Consider the following 21,265-nt stretch of genomic DNA (forward strand, 5'->3'; position numbering starts at 1 on the left):
AACGCAGTGCGGGGCGGCGAGATGTTGGGTTCGCGAATGCGAACCCAACCTACGGGTCGCCTTTGTCACTTCTCGACGTAGGCGTTCCAGAAATACGGCCACGGGGCCGGCGTCACGCCCTGCAGCGTCTTCGACTTCGCCGACAGGGCGTTGAAGTCGCCGACCTTGATCAGCGGCACCTCGTCGGCCATCACCTGCTGCACCCCGGCCCACAGCTTCACCCGCTCGTCCTGGGTCAGCGCCTGGTTGAAGGCGCCGACCGCCTTGTCCTTGGCCGGCGTGTCCCACCAGCCGGGCGAGCCCTTGGCCAGGGCGCCGATCAGCGCCGGCTCGGGCAGGAACGGGCTGTGGCTGATGTAGATGTCCCACAGCGCGGGGTCGGCGCGGCGCTGGGTCAGCGTCGCCCAGTCGGTGACGTCGAGGGTGACCTGGAAGCCGGCGGCCTTGAGGTACTCCGCCGCCACCAGCGCCATCTTGTAGTGGAACTCGTACTGCCGGCTGGTCAGGATCCGGATCGGCTTCTGCCCGTCATAGCCGGCCTCGGTCAGCAGCTTCTGGGCGCCTTCGGCATCGCCCTTGTTGTAGACCTCGGTGCCGACATCGGAGCGCCAGGGATAGCCCTCCGGGTACATCGCGCCGTCGAGGGCGTAGAAGTCGGTGCTGCCGAAGGCGGCAGCCAGCATGTCCTCCTCGTTCAGCGCCAGTTGCACGGCCTTGCGCAGCTTGAGGTCGCTGAGCAGGCCTTCCTTGGTGTTCATGACGAAGACCGGCCAGCCGAACGGCTTCAGGATGATCGGCTCCGACGCCCCGGCCTTGACCTTGTCGAAGGCTTCGACCGGCAGGGAATCGGTGTAGTCGAACTGGCCGGCGACGGCGCCTTCGACCCGGGTGTTGGCGTTCGGGATCGGCACGAAGCGGATCTCGTCGAGATACTGCTTGCGGGCGCCGCCATAGCCGTTGGGGTCGCCCTCGCGCGGCTTGTAGCCCTCGAAGCGGACCAGCTGGATGTACTGGTCGGGCACGCGGGCCTTCAGCATGTAGGGGCCGCTGCCGACGATGTCCTTCAGCTCCGGCGCGATCTTTTCCGACGGCAGGATCACGGCGGCGCTGTTGTTGAAGGCCAGCAGCGCCAGCAGCGGCGCGAAGGGCTGCTTCAACGAGATCCGGATGGTGAAGCCGTCGACCTTCTCGATCTTGTCGATATTGGCGGCGGCGAGCTTGCCGCGCGACGCCACCTCGGTCCAGCGCTTGAGCGAGGCCACCACGTCGTCGGCGTCCAGCGCCGAGCCGTCGTGGAAGGTCAGGCCCTGGCGGATCTTGATGGTGTAGACGCGGCCGTCGGCGCTGACATCGGGCATGGCGTCGGCGACCAGCGGGGTGACGGCCCAGTTGGCATCGAAGGTGTAGAGCGTCTCGAAAATGTGCTGGGTGATGATGCCGACCAGGTCGGCGGTGCTGACCATCGGGTCCAGCGTCGGGGGCTCGCCCACCGTCGCCACCGAGATCGATCCCCCCTTGGCCGGCGCGGCCACGGCCCCGGTCGCGCCCATCACTGTCGCCAGCGCGATCAGGCACAATGTCTTCAGCATTCCCCTCTCTCCCTGTCTTGAGGTCGCCGATATTCCATTATAAGGAAGCAACGTCTTCCGTTATGGAATACGCTAGTGCGATCGTCGCGGCGGCGTCAACCCATTCGATCGACCGCGACGGCTGGAATCGGCAGAGATTGACCGGAATGTCCGGGGGAGCTTAGCTTGGCTGGAATACGGGCTATACCACTCGGCCGGAACAAGGGCCGGGCAGATCGGGACCAGGACATGACGGCAGAAGCGGCAGCGGCCAAGGCCGGACCGGCGGGCGAGCGCAGCCGGGTCAGCGGCATCGAGCGCGCGGTGCAGATCTGCGACCACCTGCTGGCGGCCGGGCGCCCCCTCACCGCCTATGACGTGTCCAAGGCGCTGGGCGCGCCGATGTCGACGATCTACGGCGTGGTCGATTCGCTGCTGCGCCAGGACCTGCTGTCGCGCGACCGCGACGGGCTGCTGTGGTTCGGGCCCCGGCTCTACCATTACGGCTTGGCCTATGGCCGCACCCTGAACCTCTTGGAGACCGCGTCGCAGGAGATGCGGGAGCTGAGCCGGCTGCTGGGCGAGACGGTGCAGGTCTGCGGCCGCGACGACGGCCACATGGTGGTGCTGGCGATGGCCGAGCCATCGGGGCATTTCCGGGTGTCGTCCAAGGTCGGCACCCGGGTGCCGCTGAACTGGACCGCCTCGGGCCGGCTGCTGATCGGCCACCTGCCCTGGGCCGAGCGCACCGAACTGATGCGCCGGGTGGCCCAGCCCTCGCCCACCGGCATGGCCGAGACCGATCCGGAGGTGCTGTGCCGGGCCGGCGAGGCGGCGCTGGCCGAGAAGCTGGCGATCCAGCTGAGCGAATCCGATTTCGCCGTGGCCTGCATCGCCGCGCCGATCTGCACCCCCAACGGCGACTGCGAGGCGACGATCAGCGTGGTGCTGCCCGAGCAGAAAGCGCGGGACCGGGAGCGGACCTACAGCGTCGCGGTGCAGGAAGCCGCCAGCCGGATCGAGCGGCTGCTGGGCTGGACGGCCTGATCAGAGCGGTCAGCGGCGCCGCGCGGCCAGGTCGCGGGCGACCGGATCGACCGCATGAGGGAAGGCTGACGCCTCCGCCACCGCGGCCTTGAGGCTGCGCCGGCGCCCCACGACATAGGTCGCGCCGGCCGTAGGCAGATGGCCCGCTTCCGCCGCGCCGTCACGGCGAATGGCTCGTTGCACCAGGCTGGCCGCCTTCGCGGCGCCCCTCGCCCGCGCCATTTGGCGCCCGAAATCCCGATCCATGGTGATCACTCCCTAGGCATTCGGGACCGGCCGACGCGACGGCCCGGTCCCTGTCTTTTTTGAACGAAGCTGGTGGACCGAACAACGTCCGCACCATGCCTGCGGTTCCCGGCCAGCCCGAAATCGGCACCGCTGCGGCGGCACCGGCCCGCTTCTGTCGTGACAGTTCCGTCGCGTTTTAGGAAAATTTACATAGGCAAATAAGCTCAGAAATGTACAATAAAATGCGCAATAACAGATAGTTAATTTTGAAAGGTGGAATCAATCTCAGACAGGACCTAAGCCGCCTTTCGGCTACCCGAAAAACATATCGATAGTATTTTATTTTTCCAGCAAATTTATCAGAATATAGTCTTTTATCGGATGATAAATGTAGGAAAATAATCTATTTATTTCCATAAATCTGCGATTACTCGACGTAAGATCTGGATATGCCTATTTTTGTTGGACATCTTCTCAGGAACTGCCCAACTATGAAGCTCTCATTCTGGGGAGGATATTGATGGCTACTTTTACTGGTACCAACGGCGCAGAAATCCTGCCGAATCTCATCATTGGCCCTGTCCAGGGCATCGGAAACGACTTCATCGATGCCCTCGGCGGCGACGACATCGCGATCGGCTGGTCCGGCGATGACGTGATCCGGGGCGGCGCCGGCGCAGACGTGATCATCGGCGGCCTGCTGAATGCCGCCGGTGTCATCACCCTGTCGGGCACCGACGCGGCGGACTACACCACCTCGGTCGACGGCGTGACCATCGATCTTTCTGTGATCCTCAGCCTCACCCTGCCGATCCTGGGCATCAACGTCCAGTTGACCGGCGCGTCCCAGGGTTTCGGCGGCGATGCTCAGGGCGACTTTCTGGTTGGTATCGTCAACCTGCTGGGCTCCGATACCGGCGCCGACAACCTCTCCGGCAGCGCCGCCGCCAACACGCTGAACGGCCAGGGTGGCGACGACCGCCTCGATGGCCAGGGCGGCAATGACATCCTCCTCGGCGGTGCCGGAGACGACACTCTGATCGGCGGCGGCGGGGCCGATTCGCTGCAGGGCGGTGCCGGCACCAACGACACCGCGGATTATTCCGGCTCTGCCGCGCCGGTCACCGTCAACCTGACCACAGGCACCGGCACCGGCGGCGACGCCCAGGGCGACACCCTGACCGGGATCGAACGCGTGATCGGGTCGACCGGTGACGATTCTCTTACAGGATCGGCCGGCAACGACACCCTCGTCGGCGGTGCCGGGGCCGACGCCCTCACGGGCGCCGGCGGCATCGACACGGCCGACTATTCCGGCTCCGGCGCCGGCGTGACCGTCGACCTGATCGCCGGCACCGGCACCGGCGGTGACGCCGAAGGCGACACGCTGACCGGCATCACCAACCTCACCGGCACGGCCTTCATCGACCACCTGTTCGGGGACGCATCGGACAACACCATCCTCGGCCTCGACGGCAACGACACGCTTCGCGGCGGTGCCGGCGCCGACATCATCGACGGCGGCAACGGCTCCGACATCGCCAACTACCAGGGCTCGGCGGCCGGCGTGAATGTCGACCTGCTGGCCCACACCGCCTCCGGCGGCGACGCCACGGGCGACGTGCTGACCAACATCGAGAACCTGTACGGATCGAGCAACAACGACGTCCTGACCGGCGACAACAACGCCAACGTCCTGGGCGGCGAACTCGGCGACGACACGCTCAACGGGAATGGCGGCAACGATGCCCTGAATGGTGAGGCCGGCAACGACATCATCGACGGCGGCGACGGCGACGACCGTCTCGTCGGTGCCGCCGGCACCGACACCATCACCGGCGGCGCCGGCAACGACTCCATCGACGGCGGTGACGACAACGACACGGTCAACGGCGGCGACGGCAACGACGTCGTCTATGGCGGTGCCGGCGACGACACCCTGAACGGCAACAACTTCAACGACGTCCTGACCGGCGGCGTCGGCGCCGACCATCTCGACGGCGGCGCCGGCATCGACACCGCGGCCTATTCCAGCAGTTCCGCGGCGGTCAACGTCAACCTGCTGACCGGCGCCGTGTCCGGCGGCGATGCCGTCGGCGACACGCTGACCGGCATCGAACAGCTCAGCGGCTCGGCCTTCAACGACGTCCTGACCGGGGACGACGGTGCGAACCGGCTGTTGGGCCGCGGCGGTGACGACGTCCTCACCGGCGGTGGCGGGGCCGACACCTTCCAGGGCGGCGCCGGCAACGACACCTTCGTCTTCAACGCCGTCAGCGACAGCACCGTGGCGGGATCCGGCCGCGATGTGATCGAGGACTTCTCCACCGGCGACAAGATCGACCTGTCGCCGATCGACGCCAACGGCGCCGGGGCCGGCGACGGCGCCTTCACCCTCGGCACCGGCGCCTTCACCGGCGTCGCCGGCGAACTCCGCGTGCTCGCGCTGCCGAACGGCTACCAGGGCGTCTTCGGCGACACCAATGGCGACAAGGTCGCCGATTTCGCCATCACCGTCCTGTCCGACCACACCCTGACCGCCAGCGACTTCGTTCTCTAACTCTCTGATACGCCAACCCCACCCTGCGATCCGCAGGGTGGGGTCTTTTTTTGCTCATCCGCAGCCGCGGCGATATGCGCCCCTTGGCCTGGGCCGGAGCGGCGTCGATACTGGCGGGCGAGAGCGGCATGGCCCGGTCTCCGGGACAGGCGGACACAGGATGCGGCTCACATCAGCCCTGGTCGCGGGCATGCTCCTCGCCGCTGCCGCGGCGCCGGCCGCTCCGCCGCCATTGCCCGGCCTCGGGCTTGCAGACCGGCGCGTTCCGGTCGACGGTACGGAGGCGCCCTGGCGCAGCCTGGCCAAGGTGCAGACCAATATCGGCACCCGCTGCACCGGCGCCCTGATCGCGCCCCGCCGGGTCCTGACCGCCGCCCATTGCCTGTTCAACCCGCGAACCCGGCATTTCCTGCAGGCATCGTCGCTGCATGTGCTGTTCGGCTATGAGCGCGGGCAATATCTTGAGCACACCCTGGTCACGGATGTGATCCGGTCCGACGCCTACGACCCGCTGCGCCCGCGGGAGGAGTTCGCGGCCGACTGGGCGGTTCTGGTGCTGGCCGAGGATGCCCCGCCCCAGGCGCCGCCGCTGGCGGTCACCGATTCGGTGCCGCCCCCCGGCACCGCGCTGGTCCTCGGCGGCTACAGCCAGGACAAGGCCCAGATCATCACCGCCGACACCGACTGCACGGTGCTGGGCACCGACCGGGTGGCGAACGGGCTGGTGCTGGTGCATGACTGCAACGGCACGCGCGGCACCAGCGGCAGCCCGCTGCTGACATTGCGGGACGGACAATGGCAGGTGGTGGGGATCGCCGTGGCCGGCTCGATCGACCGCCTGGCGCTGAACCTCGCGGTACCGGCCACGGCTTTCGCGGACGCCCTGCGTTGAGAGCCGCCACTCCACGGGCAGAAGCGCGGGCGGCACAGGCTCAGGGCAGGCGTGCCTGACTTTGGGCGCGCTGCCGGTCGATGCACAGGACCTTGAGATAGCGGCCTTCGCCCAGTTCCGGGCCGAGCGCGGTGCTCGCGAGCATCGCCTGGCCGCCGAAGCCGCAGCCGAGAGGCGAGCTTGCCGCCGGGCCGGCGACGACATCGACGGCGGTGTCCCTGTTGCAGTCCCGCTGCGGCAGCGCCGCGGCGCAGACCAGAATGACGGTGGCAAACATGTCCATCTTCCGCTCCCTGGTTGCGCACAGTCCAGGGGCCCCTCCCGCAGGCCCGGCCGGACCGGCATGGCCGGCCCGAACGAGCAGAGGCTTTTTGCGATGCACAAATTCCGGAGTGCTGGCGGCATGCCGTGGAGCCAGACCTCCTGTGCGCACCAAGACTTTGTTCTATATTGAAAAATTTAGAACGCCAAGGACCGCCTCGGATGGCAGTATAGCGCGGAATTCTGTGCAGGCATCAAAAAATTGTGCGCCGCAACATGACGCTGCGGCGCGTGGCCCCAGATCGGCCTGCCGGCCGCGCCCTACCCCGGCTGCTGGCCGCGCCAGCTGTGGCGGGGCTCGTAGCCGAGCACCCGGCGCGCCTTGTCGATCGACAGCAGGGTCTCGTTCGGGCCAAAGCCGTGCTTGCGCGGCACGCCGGGGAAGACGGCATCGAGCAGCGCGTCGTTCGGTGTCGTCATCACCGTGTCGGCATTGGCGATGACGAAGACGTCGGCCCCGGTCAGCTTGGATTCGAGCGCCAGCCGGATCGCCTGGGCCGCGTCGCGCGCGTCGATGTAGCCCCACAGGTTCCACTTCCGCTTGCGCGGGTCGTCGTCGAAGCCGGGGAATTCGGCGTAGCGCTCCGGGTCCATCACGTTGGACAGGCGCAGGCCCAGGATCTTCGCCTGCGGGTCCCAGCGGCAGAACTGCTTCGCCATCTCCTCGCCCATCAGCTTGGACAGGGAATAGGCGCTCTCCGGCCGGCCGGGATAGTCCTCGTCGACCGGGACATAGGGCGGCGGCGAGTCGAAGGGCAGGCCCAGGACGGTCTCGCTCGACGCCCAGACCACGTTGCGGATCCGCAGCTGCCGCGCCGCCTCGAACACGTTGTAGGTGCTGACCGTGTTGGTGGCGAAGGTGACGTGGTTCGGCGCCAGGCCGGGGGCGCGGATCGCCGCGAGATGGACGATGCCGGTGACCTGCGACACCCGCTCGTCGATGCCGGAGAAGGCGGCCATGGTCTGGCCGAAATCGGTCAGGTCGACCCGGCTGTGCCGCACCGCCGGGTCGGCCGGCGGCGCCAGGTCGACCGAGGTCACGTCATAGCCATGCGCGATCAGGTCCTTCAGGCAGGCGCGCCCCGCCTGCCCGCTGCCGCCCGTGACGACGATCATGTGCTGTCCCTCCCGCGATCGATCCTATTGTCCGACAATATACGTCAGGGATCGAGCTCGGGATAGCGGCGGAAGATGCCGTCCTGGTTGAACGGGATGCGCCGGGGCGAGGCGAGATAGGCCTTGATCCGCGGCAGTGCCGCCACCCGGTCGTGCAGGGCCACCAGGCCCGGATGCTGCGGCTCGATCCGTGCCATCGCCTTGGGGAAGGCATAGCGCAGCCCGGCGATCATCTGGAACATCGAGAGGTCGGCGGTGGTCACGTCCTTTCCGACCAGAAGCCCGGTCCCGGCGGGGTTGCGCGCCAGCACCCGCTCGAAATAGCCGAGGAATTTCGGCACGCGATGGGCCAGGAAATCCGCGGCCCGGCGCTGCGCTTCCGGCTTCTGGTCCTCGTAGTACAGGCCGCTGCCGATCGGGTGGTGGGTGTCGTGCGCCTCGACCAGGAAGTCGGCGACGGTCAGGTCCAGCTGGTGGGTCCACAGCCGCCCACCCTCCTCCGCCGGCGCCAGCCCGTGGCGACCGCCCAGGAACAGCAGGATGTTTGCGGTCTGGCCGATCAGCAGGTCGCCGGCCTTGAGATAGGGCGGCGCGAAGGGCGGCTCCGGGACCGACTTGTCCTTCATGAAATGCATCAGCCCGGGCAGATCCTCGCCTTCGCCGCGGGCGACGTCGACGTAGTCGGCACCGGCCTGCTCGAGCGCCAGGCGGATGAATTCGCCGCGGCCCTGGATTTCCGGCCAATAGTAGAGCTCATAGGTCATCGGTCTGCCCTCTGATGTCTGGTGCAACCGGCCGCGATCGGGCCGTCCTTCAGGCAACGGGACCATTTCACGCTGGGTTCACGTCGCCCCCATACGGTGCGGTCGCCATCCTGCCCGGGATGGTGCGACCATCGAGCCCCCGCTTCGGCCCATAGCATGATTTGCCGGACTCCATCATCTTGCATTGTCGAACAGGGATTTCCGGTCTCGGCCAAAGCCGTCGGGCCGATGGGCAATCGTCGTATTCCGGGCGCGCGGTCGGGGCATGAAGCGGTGACAAGAAGGGTCGGATAATGGCGCAACATGGGGGGTTGGACTGCCCGTTCTTCTCGGGGCAGGACCGGAAGCGGCCCGGCTCGGGCGGGATGACCGGCGTGACGATGCAGGCGGCCACGACCGAGGGCTTCCGCAATTTCGGGTCGGTCACGCCGCCATCGGCGGACGAGATCCACAGCCGGGCGGAGGAGCCGCTGGCGGCGCAGATGCTGATCGGCAAGCTGATCCGGCGGATGAACGAGCCGCACCGCTACGACGACGCCAAGGCGCATGACGAGTCGCCAGACAATCCCAGGATTCCGGCCGGCTACACCTATTTCGCCCAGCTTGCCGGCCATGACATCGTCTATGGCGCCATGACCGCCATCAACCTGGCGAACGGCAACCTGCCGCGCGTCAACCTGCGGGCCCGCCCCCTGGTGCTGGACACGGTCTATGGCCGTGGCCCGACCGACGATCCGATCAGCTACGAGATCCCGGCGGCGCCTGGTGAATGCCGCGAGAAGCTGCGCCTCGGCCATATTAGGATCACCCAGACCCACCGCCCCAACCCGGCCTGCCCGGTGCACACCGCGCGCGACATCCCGCGCGCCCGGATCGAGGGGCTGAGCGATGCGGTGAACGAAGGCGCCGCCGACACGCTGCTGACCGATCCGCGCAACGACGACAACGTGAACCTGTCCCAGGTCACCACGCTGTTCCTGATGTTCCACAACGCCGTCATCGACATCCTGCGCGACCGCAACCCGTTCCCGGCCGAGGTCAGCGCCGCGACCGAGCTGCTGAGCTTCTCGCGCTTCGGCCTGGCGCGGCAGATCACGGCGGCGGTGTTTCGCGGCATCGTGGTGCACGACCTGCTGCCGCGGCTGATCCGGCCGCAGGTCTGGGCGCTGTACAACCAGGACCGGCCGCGGCCGCTGGCTGACACCCCCGACGGCCGGCTGCCGATCGAGTTCTGCGACGCCGCCTACCGCCTGGGCCATGCCATGGTGCGCATGAGCTACCGGATGAGCCGGCAGACCGACCTCGAAGGCGTCGCCGACGTGATCGCGACCTCGTCTGCCCGCCGCCCGCGCGAGACGCCGATCCGCGACATCTGGGTCGCCGAATGGTCACGCTTCTTCTCGATCGACGGATCCCGGCCGCAGCTCAGCCGCCGCATCGGCCCGTCCTTCAACCCGATCATGCAGAAGGACACCCTGTTCCGGAACGTCTATGTGCCGGGCACCCAGGACGGCAGCTGGGACACCAACCTGTCGGGACTGCTGTACCGCGACCTCGTCCGCGGCTCGCTGAGCGGCCTGCGCACCGTCAACTCCCTGGCCGAGCTGCTGCCGGCCGCGGTGCTGGACCAGTCGCCGCTGCTGGCCGACCGCGAGCACCGCACCGCCACGCTGCGCGCCTGGCTGGACGCCGGCACCACGGTCGCGTTCACCGCCGATGAGCGCGACGCCATCGCCCAGGACCCGCCGCTGCTGTTCTACCTGCTGTTCGAGGCGGCGCACGAGACCGACGGCAAGAGCTTCGGCACGCTGGGCTCGATCATCGTTGCCGACGCCTTCGCCGGGTCGCTGGAGCAGTCGCGCGACCTGATCGAGGACGGCATCGACCCGGTGGCCGGCATCACCACCGACCAGGCGGTGAGGCACGTGTTCGGCAGCACCGTGCCGGGGACGATGAGCGGGCTGATCACCTTCATCGCCAAGGCGCTCAAGCTCGAATCCGTCGAGCCGCCTTTCATCTGATCCACCCGATCGCCGCGCCCCCGCCGGGGGCGTCCGATGACCACCAGGAGGGGACGTTCATGCCGACTAAAGACGAACTGAAGCCGATGAAGATTCTGGACTACGAAGCGGCCGGCCGGAAGGTCGTGCTGTGGGCCCAGAAGCCGGAGACGCGGCCGGCCGACATGGCGGAGTTCCGCCAGCAGCTGAAGGGGCTGGTCGACATTCCCGAGCGCTACGAGACGCTGGAGATCTGCCAGGGCGACGACCACCACTTCATCCTGCGCCTGCCGCCCAACCGCCAGGTCTCGGAATCGGAAGCGCGGGCCAAGAAGCAGGCCAAGGAAAACCCGGGCGTCGCGTCCTACGACCCGCCGCATTTCTATCTCGACATGCTGACCGGCGAGAAGCCGTTCGACAATATCGAGTTCTACTACTCACGCATCTCGGATTACACGATTCGAGGCTGCCGCTGACCGCAGCGCCGGTGTGAACGGGGCGTCCATCGCCTGCCTGGCAACCAGGCCGGCGATGGCGAGCCCGCTTCGCAAAGCCTCCCAGACCTTGCGGTCGGCGATCGGAAAGCAATGCAGCAGCCAGTTCGCGATCACCGTCTCGTCCGGCTCGGGTTCGCCGAACCAGGAGCCTTGGACCATCTCGACGAAGCGCGCGCCTTCGGTCCGGGCTGCTTCGCGGTCGCCGGCAAGCGCATGGGCGGCCGCCTTCCAGCCGCCGAGATAGTAGAGAACATCGCCGGCATTCTCCGCGGCGGCGATCGCCCCGTCATAGTCGCCGAGGATGAAGCGCACGCCGGCCTGATAGCCCCAATGCAACCGCGAGATGCCCAGGCCGAGGTCCAGCGCCATGTCGGCGGTCGCCGCAGCCTGGGCCACGTCGCCGCAATAGGCGAAGCCGAGGGACGAGGACGCCAGGGTCAGGGGGTCGTTGGGATTGAGATCCAGGGCGAGCTGGTAGCTGAGCGGCGCCTTGTCGAAATGCGAGCTCATCGCGTAGGCCCAGGCCAGGCAGAGATGCGAGCGCGTGTCGAGCGGGTCGAGCTGGACCGCCATCTTGGCGAATTGCAGCGCCTCCTGGTGCCAGGCCGCCGTCCGGAGCGTCCCGGGGAAGATCAGATGGCGCGAGTTGAGGATCTGCGACAGGCTCGTATAGGCCGGCGCGAAGCTCGGCGCCTCCTCGACCAACGACCGGAAGATCGATTCGGCGCGCGCCTCGTCCTGGGGCCGCCACTGCAGCATCATCGCGTGTCCGCGCAGCCAGCGGTCATGGTGCGCCAGCGACAGCTCCGGGCTGCCGGAAATCTGCGTCAGCCGCTCGGTCGACAGGTTGATGTCGAGGGCGCCGGCGATACGGCGGATGATGCGCTGCTGCGCCGGCCGCCAGCCATGCTCGACGATGGTGAAGCGCTCGCTCCAGATGAAGCGCCCATCCGCGGCATCCTTGAGTGTCAGGATGAAGCGGGTTCCGGACTCGTCCTCCAGGGCGGTGCCATCGATACGAAAGGCGTTCGGCACCTGGGCCAGGGCCACGGATTCGCTGCCGTCGATGATGCTCCAGCCGCGGAACCGGACTAGCGAGGCGATGAGTTCGTGCCGGAACGCCCGAGCCATGCCCTGGTGGTCCTGGGCGATGTCCGTGGTGTCGAAATCGGTGACCACGATGGCCTGGCCGCGGCTGGCCAGGGCCGCCGGCAGGGACATCGACGAGACGGGCGCAGGGACCGGCGCCGAGGTTTCGCCCGGGACGCTGACCGCCTGCGCCGCGCCCTTCGCGTCGCCGAACTCCCCGCCCTTGACCCGCAGGATCAGGTCCAGGGTCTCCTGCGACGGCTCCATGCCGAATTCCTGGTCCAGCAGGTCCCACAGCTCGCGATAGGCGCGCAGAGCCCCGCCCATGTCGCCGAGGCGGGCGCAGGCCTCGATCACGGCGCGGCAGCCGACCTCATGGGTCGGGTCCAGGTTGACGATGGCGGTGCCGATGCGCTTGACCACGCGCGGGTCGGACGTGGTCGGCAGCCGGTCTTCGAGCTCGCGCAGAAACCGCTCCTGCAGGATCTGGCGCTGCACCAGCAACCAAGCGCGGAAGGCCGGGTCGATGTCGTCGAGCCCGGCCAGGAAGCTGTCCGGCAAGCGCTTCTCCGACAGCAGCACCGCGGGAATGTTGCCGGCCTCGAGATCCCTCAGGATGGCGAGGCAGTCGACATGCAGCTGGCTGAGGTCGACATTGATGGTCAGGCGGTCAGCCGAGAAGAAGGACGAGCCGTGGGTGGCGACGGCGCGACGCAGGTCGGCGATGGTCTGGCGCAGCGAGGCGCGGGCCTTCTCCTCCTCATACTCGCTCCACAGCAGCCCCGCCGTGCGCTCACGGCTTTCGCGGCCGTGCAGGGTGGTCGCCAGATAGGCCAGGAGCGCCTGGGACTTGCGGTTCGCGATGGTGATCGGCGCGCCGTCGGCACGAAGCGAGACCTGGCCCAGCGTGGTCAGGCTCACCCGGGCGTCGCTCAAGGGTCCTATCGGCTGTATTTCCATCACCCGCCCACGGACACGCGCCAATGCGCGACTTCATGTCTCAAAATGGCACTAAACCGCAACAAACTTGATGCAGATCGATACCACGATCCTGCCGCGGATGCCGCCTGTTGTTTTCCTGTCCTTGGGCCTCCCAAGGGCGGGCAAACAGCCGCAGGCCCGATGACCGCCGCCATCGGGCCACAGGCGGTTGCCGTCTTGCTATGGTGCGGACACTCGCAGCCGCCGGACCGGGGTCCGGCGGGGCCACGCCAGCACCGCCGGCCTCCCGGATCTGCGCCACTTCCCGAATGCTCTGTAGGCGCCGCTGGCCGCGATGAGGCCGGCCCCGACCAGCCCGGCGACGGAGAGGGTCTCCTGGAAGACCAGGACGCTGAAGGCCGCGGCCCAAGCGAAGATCGTGTAGTCGATCACCGCGACCTCCGAGACCCGGCTCATCCGCAAGCCCGCGATATACAGGATGTTGGCGACGCCCCCGGCCAGCCCCATGCCCAGGATCGGCCACCAGTCGCCCGCCGTCGGCCACACCCACCCGGTCGGAATCACCAGGGCGGCCGCGACCACCAGCATGGTGGTGTTGCCCCACAGCGCGGTCACGATCGCGGGATCCGACTGTCCCAGCCTCCGCGTGGCGACGGCGGCGAGCGCATAGAATACCGCCGACGCCAGCGCCGCCACGGCATAGAGGCTCAGGCTGTCGGCATAGGGGCGGACGATCAGCAGGCCCCCGACCAGGGCGATGGCGATCGCCACATACATCTCCCTGCTCGACGGCTCGCGCAGGACGTAGACGCCGAACAGCACCATCAGAAGCGGCGCGATCAGGGAGATCGCCGTCGCATCGGCCAGCGACAGCTGCGACAGGCTGAGGAAGAAGGTCGCGGAGGCGGCCAGCATCAACCCGCCGCGCAGCAGCTGCAGCCCCGGCGCCTGCGACCGGACCGCGCGCCGGCCCCTGGTCGCGCCCAGCTGGTACTGAACCAGGATCGGCAGGTAGCCGAGCACGGCACGCAGCAGGACGATCTCGACGATCGGATAGCCCCGGCTCAGATGCCGGGCGAAGGCGTCCATGGTGGCGAAGGCGCCGACGCCGAGCGCGTAGAACAGCACGCCTCGGATCTGGCGGCGAGAGGTCGACATGGGATGACACCTCCACAGAGGCCGGAAGACCTCGCAACCACCGGCACGGGAACCCTTTTGAGGTAGCGTCCGATTGCGGTTTAATCGCGCCCGGCCGCGGACCGTCCGTGGCGAATTGCGGCATCGGCGTGGTGGTTTCGAGGGAGTGCCTGCGTGCGGAACGGATGGAACGGCCCGCCCTATCTGGAGGCAGCCGAGGCCCTGGCCGGCGGCGATGCCGGGTCGTCGCCGGAGGCTGCGCAGTTCCTGGCCTCGCTGGGCTATGCCCGGGACCAGCTTTCGCCCGCGGAGATCGACAACCGGGCCGGGCTGCTGCGTTTCGCGGCGCGGATGGGCACGCTGCTGCCCTATCGCGGCCCCGATGCGCCCGGGCTGCTGTTCTTCCTGGGGATGTTCGATGCCCGCGCCATCGACGGCCGGGATGGCGAGGCGGCCCCGGTCAGCACCATCGGGGCGGCGCTGGAACCCGGCCGCGCCTTCGAGGCCAGCGTCGGAGAGGCCGTGGAATACGCCTCGCAACTCGAGCGCGGCGACGAGGCCCTCGCCCGCCCCGACCCGGCCATGCTCGAAGGCTTCACCCCAGCCGAACGATCGGCGCTGGCGGCCTCGCTGTGCCTGGACGACGCCTCATCGCTGGCAACGCTGCCCTGGCTGCCCGCCCGCCGGCTGGGCGACGGGGCCGCGACCATCCTGCCGGCCGATCTGTGCCTGCGCCGCCCGTCCTCGCCCGATGCCGCCCGCGCCGCCGCGCCGCTCAGCATCGGCTGCGCCGCCGCCCCGACGCTGGAGGAGGCGGTGCTGCGCGGCCTGCTGGAGCTGGTCGAGCGCGACGCGGCGGCACTGTGGTGGCATGGCGGGCAACCCGCCGCCGTCCTGCCGCTGGACGGCATCGCGTCGCTGCAGGCGTCGGAGCTGCTGCGCGAGATCCGGCGCGGCTCGGACCGCCGTGCGACCTGGCTGCTCGACGTCACCACCGAGATCGGCATCCCTTGCGTCGCCGCGCTGTCGGTCAACCGCGACGGCCGGCGGATCGCCTGCGGCCTGGCCGCAGCCCTGTCGCCGGACCGGGCCGCCGGCTCCGCCATCCGGGAGATGTGCCAGTACGAGCTGGGCTATCACCTGATCGACGTGAAGCGGCACGCCAACCCGGACCATGAGCTGAGCGAGCAGGAGATCGAGCAGTTGCGGCGCGGGGCCGAGATCCTGCCGGACACGCAGCCGCTGCTGCATTCGGCCCTGGGCCCGCGGCGGCATCCCGCGACAGATGAACTCGATCCCGCCGAGGCCGTCGACTGGGTCGTGAGCCGCCTTCAGGCCGCCGGCTTCCAGGCCCGCTTCGCCGATCTGACCCGCGCCGAGTTCGGGATCCCGGTCGCCAAGGTCGTGGTCCCCGGGCTGCAGCTGGACCCGTCCGACGCGATCACGCCGCGCCTGCGGGCGGCCATGCGCCGCAGCGGCGTGGCGGAGGGCGTGCCCCGGCTGTCACTGCATTGAGTGCATCGTAGGTTGGGTTCGCCCTTGCGAACCCAACATACGCCTAGAACAGGGTCAACTGCCGGTCGGGCGCGCGTCGTGGCGCCGGATCGGTGCGGCGATGGGCCAGCAGCTCGGCCTCGATCTCGCCGAGGAAGGGCGACGGCTCGAACCGGACCATGCCGCCACGCCAGCGCCGCTCGCGGGCCCGGCACAGGAACAGCCGGTCCATCGCCCGGGTCATGCCGACATAGAACAGCCGCCGCTCCTCGGCCACCGCCGCCGGGTCGGATTCGCCGAAGCGCAGCGGCAGCACCCCGTCCTCCAGCCCCAGCACGAACACCACCGGGAATTCCAGCCCCTTGGCAGCGTGCAGGGTCAGCAGCGAGATCCGGTCGGCGCGCGGGTCCCAGAAATCCGCCTCGGTCGCCAACGCCACTGCGGCCAGGAAGCCGGCGCGGTCGGCCTCCCGCTCATCCAGCCGCGCCGCGATCAGCGCCAGCCGCTGCAGCGCGGCGGTGGCCGAGGCCGGGTCGGCGCCCTCGTGCCGCAGCCGCTCCGCCGCCCGCTGCAGCTGCTGCGGCAGGTCCGCCTCCTCCGCCTCCTGCTCCAGCGCCGCGAGCAGCGCCCGCACCGCCGGGTCCTCGGCCAGCGGGGCCAGCGAGCTGCGCTTGAACGGCATGCCGGCACGGGCCAGCGCTTCGGCCACGACATCGGCCTGGGCATCGGTGCGGTACAGCACCGCGATATCGGCGAAGCCGATCTCGCCGCGGGCCGTGCCGTCCGACCGGCCGCTGTCGATCGAGAAGAAGCTGTGGCCGCCCAGCAGCGCCTCGACCTCCGCCACCACGAACTCGGCCTCGGCCTTGTCGCTGGGCGCGGCATGGGCGGAGATGCGGTCCTGCATGGCGCGGACGATCTCGGCGGCCGGCTCGACGCGCCCGTCGGCGCCGATGAAGCGGGAGGCGGCGGTGACGATGGTGCCGGTCGACCGGTAGTTGCGCTTCAGCCGGGCCACCGCGGCTCCGGGATGGTCGTGGTGGAAGCGGTCGAAACAGGAGGCGTCGGCGCCGCGGAAGCCGTAGATCGCCTGGTCCGGATCGCCGATGACGCAGAGATTACCGCCCGGCGGCACCAGCAGCGACAGCAGCCGCACCTGGCTGTCGTCGACATCCTGGAACTCGTCGACCGAGACGTGGCGGAAGCGGTCGCGATACAGCGCGACCAGGCCGGGATCGGCCTCTAGCGCCGCGATCGGCTTGCCGATCAGGTCGTCGAAATCGATCCAGTTGCGCAGGCCCAGCGCCTCATCGTAGCGCGCCAGGGCCTCGGCGGCATCGAGATCGGTGGCCGCGCCGGTCCGCTTGGTCCGCGAGATCGCGCGCAGCAGCCGCTCTGCCTTGCGCTGCGAGAGATCCAGCACTTCGACCAGCAGCGCGGTCCGCTCGGCCTCGCCCGCCACCTTGAAGTCGCGGTGCAGCCCCGCCGCCTCGCCATGCTCGCGCAGGATGGCGAGGCCGAGCGAATGGAAGGTGTGGATCGGCATCCGCCCGGCCCGCCCGGGCAGCAGCGCCTCCAGCCGCTCCCGCATCTCCGCCGCCGCCCGGCGGGTGAAGGTGATGGCGAGGCAGGCTGCGGGCGCCACACCGTGGTCGGCGACGAGATGGGCGATGCGATGGGTCAGGGTGCGGGTCTTGCCCGAGCCCGGCCCCGCGACGATCAGCAGCGGCCCATCCACCATCGCCGCAGCGGCGCGCTGGTTGGGGTCGAGGCGGTCGAGAAGGCCGGGGGCCAAGGTCGTTGCGCTGGGGACGCTTGGAACCTCTGCTCCCTTCCCTTCATCGTCATTCCCGCGAAAGCGGGAATCTTCCTCCGATTCAGCCGCCAGGAGATCCCCGCTTTCGCGGGGATAACGGGGTATGGGTTGGGACGAGGGCGTCGCCCGCAACTGCGGCAGGTCGAACAGCAACCCTCCCGCGGTGCGGCTCTTCAGCTCCTGCGGCTCGAACAGGCGGATCACGCCGTATTCGCCGTCATAGCCGGCGTCGCGGATCACCTGGCCGCGGCGCAGCCGGGTCACCGCCTCGGCCAGCAGCTCGGACTCCGCGCGGGCGATGTCCTCGACCGGCATCTCGCCCAGGATCGACAGCTCCGACCCCAGCGTGCCGATCACGCGGTCGTAGCTGCGCTCCACCGCCTTGGTGGCCGGGCCGCTCGACAGCAGCTCGGACAGGATTTCCGGTAGCGGCACCAGGCTGGTGACCTCGCCCGCCGTGGCTGGCGGCAACGCCTCCGCTTCGGTGCGGTCGGCCAGGCGGTCGATCCGGTGCGACACGCCGATGGTCAAGGGCTGGCCGCAGACCGGGCAGCGACCGCCCAGCGCCAGCGTCTCCTGCGGGCTCAGCCGCACCTCGCATTTGCGGTGGCCGTCGGCGTGGTACTTGCCCTCCTCCGGGAAGAACTCGACCGTGCCGACATAGCCGTCGCCGGTCTCCAGCGCCCGGCGGATGGCGTGGTAGTCCGGGTCGCAGTCGAAGGCCGTCGCCTCGCGCCCCAGCTTGCCCGGCGAATGCGCGTCGGAGTTCGAGGTCAGGCGGTAGCGGTCGAGGAACGACACCCGCCAGTTCATCGCCGGGTCGGAGGACAGGCCGGTCTCGACCGCAAAGATGTGGTCGGACAGGTCGCCGTAGCAGTCGGCGATGGAATCGAAGCCGGATTGCGACCCCAGCGCCGCGAACCACGGCGTCCAGATATGGGCCGGCACCAGATAGGCATCCGGGCCGGAGGCCAGCGTGACCTCCAGCAGGTCTCGGGAATCGAGGCCCAGGATCGGCCGCCCGTCCGAGGCGATGTTGCCGATCCGCGCCAGGCTGGCCTGCAGCCGGTCGATCGTCGCGAAATCCGGCCCGTAGATCAGGTGGTGGATCTTCCGGGTGCGGTCGCCCTTCTTGTAGATGGTCGAGATCTCGGTCGACAGCATGAACCGAACCGGGGTGCGGCACGGCGCCGGCAGCGTCGCCATCACCGCGGCTTCGAGATCCGGTCGCAGGCGGAACAGGCCGGGCGTGTCCGGCACCAGCTTGTCCTTCAGCTCGGCCAGCCAGACCGGGTGGACGCAGTCGCCGGTGCCGACCACGCCAATGCCCTTGCGCGCCGCCCAATGGGCCAGGTGCTCGAGGTCGAGGTCGCGGCTGGTCGCCCGCGAATGCTTGGAATGGACGTGCAGATCGGCGTGAAAGCGCATCGGGACCCCGTCTCTCCCGCGCCCGCCGAGGCGAGACTCGGGCGCCGCTCCGACGATCATAGGACGGAGGCCGATGACCGCAAACGCCGGTGGGCGGAGGTTCGGTCTAGAGACGCGACAGGACCATGCCCTCGGTCGCATAGGCCGCATGGCGGAAGTCGCGGATCGTCGCGATCCGCCCATCGGCCCAGCCGAGCAGGATCACATAGCGGACGGCGCCCGCTGGATCGGCCGGATCGCCGACCAGCAGCGCCGGACGGCCTTCCGCCAGGCCGGGCGAGAGATGCCAGTCGGAGACCGCGGCGTAGCGGCCGAAATAGGTCGAGACCTCCCGACCAGCCAGGCGGGTTCGATTGACCAGCTCGAGCCGCACATCCTCGGCCAGCAGGTCGCGCAGGGCTTCGAAGTCGCGGGCGTTGAACCGGTCGGCGTAAGCGCGCAGCCGGGCCCGATCCGCCACCGCCAGCACAGGTGCCGGCGCCTCGGGGGCGTCGGCGAGCCCCTTCAGCCGGACACGGGCACGGTGCAGCGCCGCCTTCACCGCAGGGACGCTGAGGCCGAGGATGTCGGCCGTCTCAACCAGGGAATGGCCGAGCACGTCGATCAGCACCAAGCTCGACCGCTGCGCCACGGGCAGGTGCAGCAGGGTCGCCAGGCTGGCGGTCGCCGCCACCTGGGCATCGGCGCCGGCACCGGCTTCCGCCAGCCCGGCCAGAGCGACATCGGACCCGATCTCCGCCCGCCGTCGGCGGCGCCGCAGGGCGTCGAGCGCCGCGTTGTGGGCGATGCGGAACAGCCAGCTGTCCGGCCGTTCGATCGGCCCGGCGGCCGGGAACGCCTCCGCCGCCTTGGCCAGCGCCTCCTGCACCACATCCTCGCCGTCGATCGCCGATCCGACCATGCGGGCGCAGTAGCGATGCAGGCGCGGCCGCAGCTCCGCCATCAGCCGGCCGAAGGCCTCCGAGCTTCCATCGGGCATGCCCGCCCCTTCCCGTTCGGCTCCGCCGGGTGACGGAGCCCCGGCCCTGAGACGCCGGACATCGGCCGAAGGATGCGCCGCCGCGAAAATAGTTCCGGCGGGAATCCTTCCGGCCCGCCCGGGCGTCCTGGACCCGATGGCGCGCATCCTGCGCGCCGCCCGACGGAAGGACCAGACCATGCAGAGGCTGACTTTGGTGCGCTACACGACCAGGCCGGAGCACGCCGCCGAGAACGAGGCCCTGGCCCGGGCGGTGTTCGCCGAGCTGCGGGCCGTGCGGCCGGACGGCATCGCCTACCTGCTGTTCCGCGACGGGGACGAATGGATGCACCTGTTCGTCAACACCCGGGCCGACGACGCCGCCGCCCTGACCGAGCTGCCCAGCTTCAAGGCCTATGGCCGGGATGTGAGCGCGCGCTGCGTGGCGCCGCCGGAGCCGCAGCGGCTCGGCCTGCAGCTACTCGAATCCTATGGCCTGATCTCGGACTAGACAGCCCTCAGTCGCCCACGATCGGCAGGAACCGCGCGAACGGCTCCTCCACCGTGCGCCGGAGATAGTCGCGGTAGCGCGGATGGCAGGCGTGGCCGGCGGAGATGCGGCCGAATTCCGCCGCGCCCGCCGCTGCCATCGGCACGAACACGATCGGCGCCGCCACCGGCGTCAGCTGCGATCCCGGCCCGGCCTGCAGCGTGGTCAGGATGCCGTGCATCTCGCCGGCGATGGTCGGGCGGCCGACGATCGCCAGCCGGTACTGCCCATGGGTGTTGGTGACCAGGTAGATGTGGCCGGACTGGTTCGGGATCGAGATCGCGCCGTGCTGGGTGAAGGCGGCGTCGACCCGCTCGGATTCCCGGAACGACAGGTGCGAGGCCGCATCGTCCCAGAACACCTCGGTGCGGTAGGCGTAGATCGCGCTGCGGTCGCCGAAGGACGGCCGCAGCGTCAGGTACACGCCTTCGATCCAGGACACCGCCGGCCGCACATAATAGCCGAGATCCGCCGGCGCCACCCCGACCGGCGGGGGCGGCGGCACGGCGGCGACGGGGGCGGCCGGGCGCGGCTCGGCGTGCCGCAGCTTGACGCCCAGCGCCTCCTCCAGCCGGATCAGCGTGGCCAGGGTGAAGGGCCGGCGTCCGGACAGCGCCTTCTCCAGCGTCGAGATGCTGATCTTCGCCTGGTCGGCCAGGAACTGGCGCGAGATGCGGCGGCGCGCCAGCTCCTCCCGCACCAGGGCGGCGACGGCGTGGCTCTGCTCCTCCGACAGCTCGTGGTCCGCCGCGTGCGTCGACAAGCCGACCAAACCGCCCTCCTCCGGACAAATCCGCACCGATCCGCACAGCACGGTGCGGAGCAAGACCTATCCCGACCACGCCCTGCCGAACAAGC

17 protein-coding genes are annotated in these 21,265 nt (G+C 69.2%); 7 read left to right on the plus strand and 10 right to left on the minus strand.

Features of this window, described 5'->3' with window-relative positions:
• Window positions 1-65: 65 nt before the first annotated feature.
• Entirely contained in the window at window positions 66-1,589 is a 1,524-nt protein-coding gene (locus E9232_RS05440) for an ABC transporter substrate-binding protein (RefSeq protein WP_309792592.1), read from the minus strand.
• A 228-nt stretch (window positions 1,590-1,817) separates the two neighbouring features.
• Here E9232_RS05440 and E9232_RS05445 point away from each other — a divergent pair, with 228 nt between their 5' ends.
• Window positions 1,818-2,615, plus strand: coding sequence for an IclR family transcriptional regulator (locus E9232_RS05445; RefSeq protein WP_309792593.1), 798 nt, complete (start codon window positions 1,818-1,820; stop codon window positions 2,613-2,615).
• A gap of 9 nt (window positions 2,616-2,624) precedes the next feature.
• Here the strand turns inward: E9232_RS05445 and E9232_RS05450 are convergent, their stop codons facing one another.
• Window positions 2,625-2,861 carry a hypothetical protein gene (locus tag E9232_RS05450; RefSeq protein WP_309792594.1) on the minus strand — a complete coding sequence of 79 codons (237 nt, stop codon included), beginning with the start codon at window positions 2,859-2,861 and terminating at the stop codon, window positions 2,625-2,627.
• Between the two features lie 502 nt (window positions 2,862-3,363).
• Here E9232_RS05450 and E9232_RS05455 point away from each other — a divergent pair.
• Complete coding sequence (locus E9232_RS05455) at window positions 3,364-5,403, plus strand: calcium-binding protein (protein ID WP_309792596.1); 2,040 nt, start codon at window positions 3,364-3,366, stop codon at window positions 5,401-5,403.
• Between the two features lie 160 nt (window positions 5,404-5,563).
• Window positions 5,564-6,295: a trypsin-like serine peptidase gene (locus E9232_RS05460; protein WP_309792597.1), complete on the plus strand. Its 732-nt coding sequence runs from the start codon at window positions 5,564-5,566 to the stop codon at window positions 6,293-6,295.
• A 40-nt stretch (window positions 6,296-6,335) separates the two neighbouring features.
• Here the strand turns inward: E9232_RS05460 and E9232_RS05465 are convergent, their stop codons facing one another.
• The 3 genes from E9232_RS05465 to E9232_RS05475 form a co-directional block, all read right to left on the minus strand.
• Entirely contained in the window at window positions 6,336-6,578 is a 243-nt protein-coding gene (locus E9232_RS05465) for a hypothetical protein (RefSeq protein WP_309792598.1), read from the minus strand.
• A gap of 299 nt (window positions 6,579-6,877) precedes the next feature.
• Window positions 6,878-7,732, minus strand: coding sequence for an NAD-dependent epimerase/dehydratase family protein (locus E9232_RS05470; RefSeq protein WP_309792599.1), 855 nt, complete (start codon window positions 7,730-7,732; stop codon window positions 6,878-6,880).
• 44 nt (window positions 7,733-7,776) lie between these two features.
• Window positions 7,777-8,496, minus strand: a complete 720-nt coding sequence (locus E9232_RS05475) for a glutathione S-transferase (RefSeq protein ID WP_309792600.1) — start codon at window positions 8,494-8,496, stop codon at window positions 7,777-7,779.
• Between the two features lie 293 nt (window positions 8,497-8,789).
• Here E9232_RS05475 and E9232_RS05480 point away from each other — a divergent pair, with 293 nt between their 5' ends.
• Window positions 8,790-10,517 (plus strand): peroxidase family protein, encoded by a 1,728-nt coding sequence (locus E9232_RS05480; RefSeq protein ID WP_309792601.1) that lies wholly within the window; start codon window positions 8,790-8,792, stop codon window positions 10,515-10,517.
• Between the two features lie 59 nt (window positions 10,518-10,576).
• A complete protein-coding gene (locus tag E9232_RS05485; RefSeq protein WP_309792602.1) occupies window positions 10,577-10,972 on the plus strand; it encodes a hypothetical protein in 396 nt (131 codons plus the stop codon).
• Here the strand turns inward: E9232_RS05485 and E9232_RS05490 are convergent.
• Both E9232_RS05490 and E9232_RS05495 read right to left on the minus strand, forming a co-directional pair.
• Window positions 10,934-13,018, minus strand: coding sequence for an AfsR/SARP family transcriptional regulator (locus E9232_RS05490; protein WP_309792603.1), 2,085 nt, complete (start codon window positions 13,016-13,018; stop codon window positions 10,934-10,936). The two genes, E9232_RS05485 and E9232_RS05490, sit on opposite strands and share 39 nt — an antisense overlap.
• 225 nt (window positions 13,019-13,243) lie before the next feature.
• Window positions 13,244-14,182: a DMT family transporter gene (locus E9232_RS05495; RefSeq protein ID WP_309792604.1), complete on the minus strand. Its 939-nt coding sequence runs from the start codon at window positions 14,180-14,182 to the stop codon at window positions 13,244-13,246.
• Between the two features lie 153 nt (window positions 14,183-14,335).
• Between E9232_RS05495 and E9232_RS05500 the strand changes: the two genes are divergently transcribed.
• On the plus strand, window positions 14,336-15,676 hold the full coding sequence (locus E9232_RS05500) for a YcaO-like family protein (RefSeq protein WP_309792605.1): 1,341 nt from the start codon (window positions 14,336-14,338) through the stop codon (window positions 15,674-15,676).
• A gap of 43 nt (window positions 15,677-15,719) precedes the next feature.
• On the opposite strand, the gene E9232_RS05505 is transcribed toward E9232_RS05500, so the two are convergent.
• Together E9232_RS05505 and E9232_RS05510 are read right to left on the minus strand one after the other, a co-directional pair.
• Window positions 15,720-18,899, minus strand: coding sequence for a UvrD-helicase domain-containing protein (locus E9232_RS05505; RefSeq protein WP_309792606.1), 3,180 nt, complete (start codon window positions 18,897-18,899; stop codon window positions 15,720-15,722).
• 106 nt (window positions 18,900-19,005) lie between these two features.
• Window positions 19,006-19,878, minus strand: coding sequence for a sigma-70 family RNA polymerase sigma factor (locus E9232_RS05510; RefSeq protein WP_309792607.1), 873 nt, complete (start codon window positions 19,876-19,878; stop codon window positions 19,006-19,008).
• A gap of 136 nt (window positions 19,879-20,014) precedes the next feature.
• On the opposite strand from E9232_RS05510, the gene E9232_RS05515 reads away from it, so the two are divergent.
• Window positions 20,015-20,368: a hypothetical protein gene (locus E9232_RS05515; RefSeq protein ID WP_309792609.1), complete on the plus strand. Its 354-nt coding sequence runs from the start codon at window positions 20,015-20,017 to the stop codon at window positions 20,366-20,368.
• A gap of 7 nt (window positions 20,369-20,375) precedes the next feature.
• On the opposite strand, the gene E9232_RS05520 is transcribed toward E9232_RS05515, so the two are convergent.
• The gene (locus E9232_RS05520) at window positions 20,376-21,170 is read right to left on the minus strand and encodes a helix-turn-helix domain-containing protein (protein ID WP_309792610.1); all 795 of its coding nucleotides are present in this window, start codon (window positions 21,168-21,170) and stop codon (window positions 20,376-20,378) included.
• Window positions 21,171-21,265 lie beyond the last annotated feature (95 nt).

This window comes from Inquilinus ginsengisoli, from assembly GCF_031453975.1.
Taxonomy (GTDB): domain Bacteria; phylum Pseudomonadota; class Alphaproteobacteria; order DSM-16000; family Inquilinaceae; genus Inquilinus; species Inquilinus ginsengisoli_A.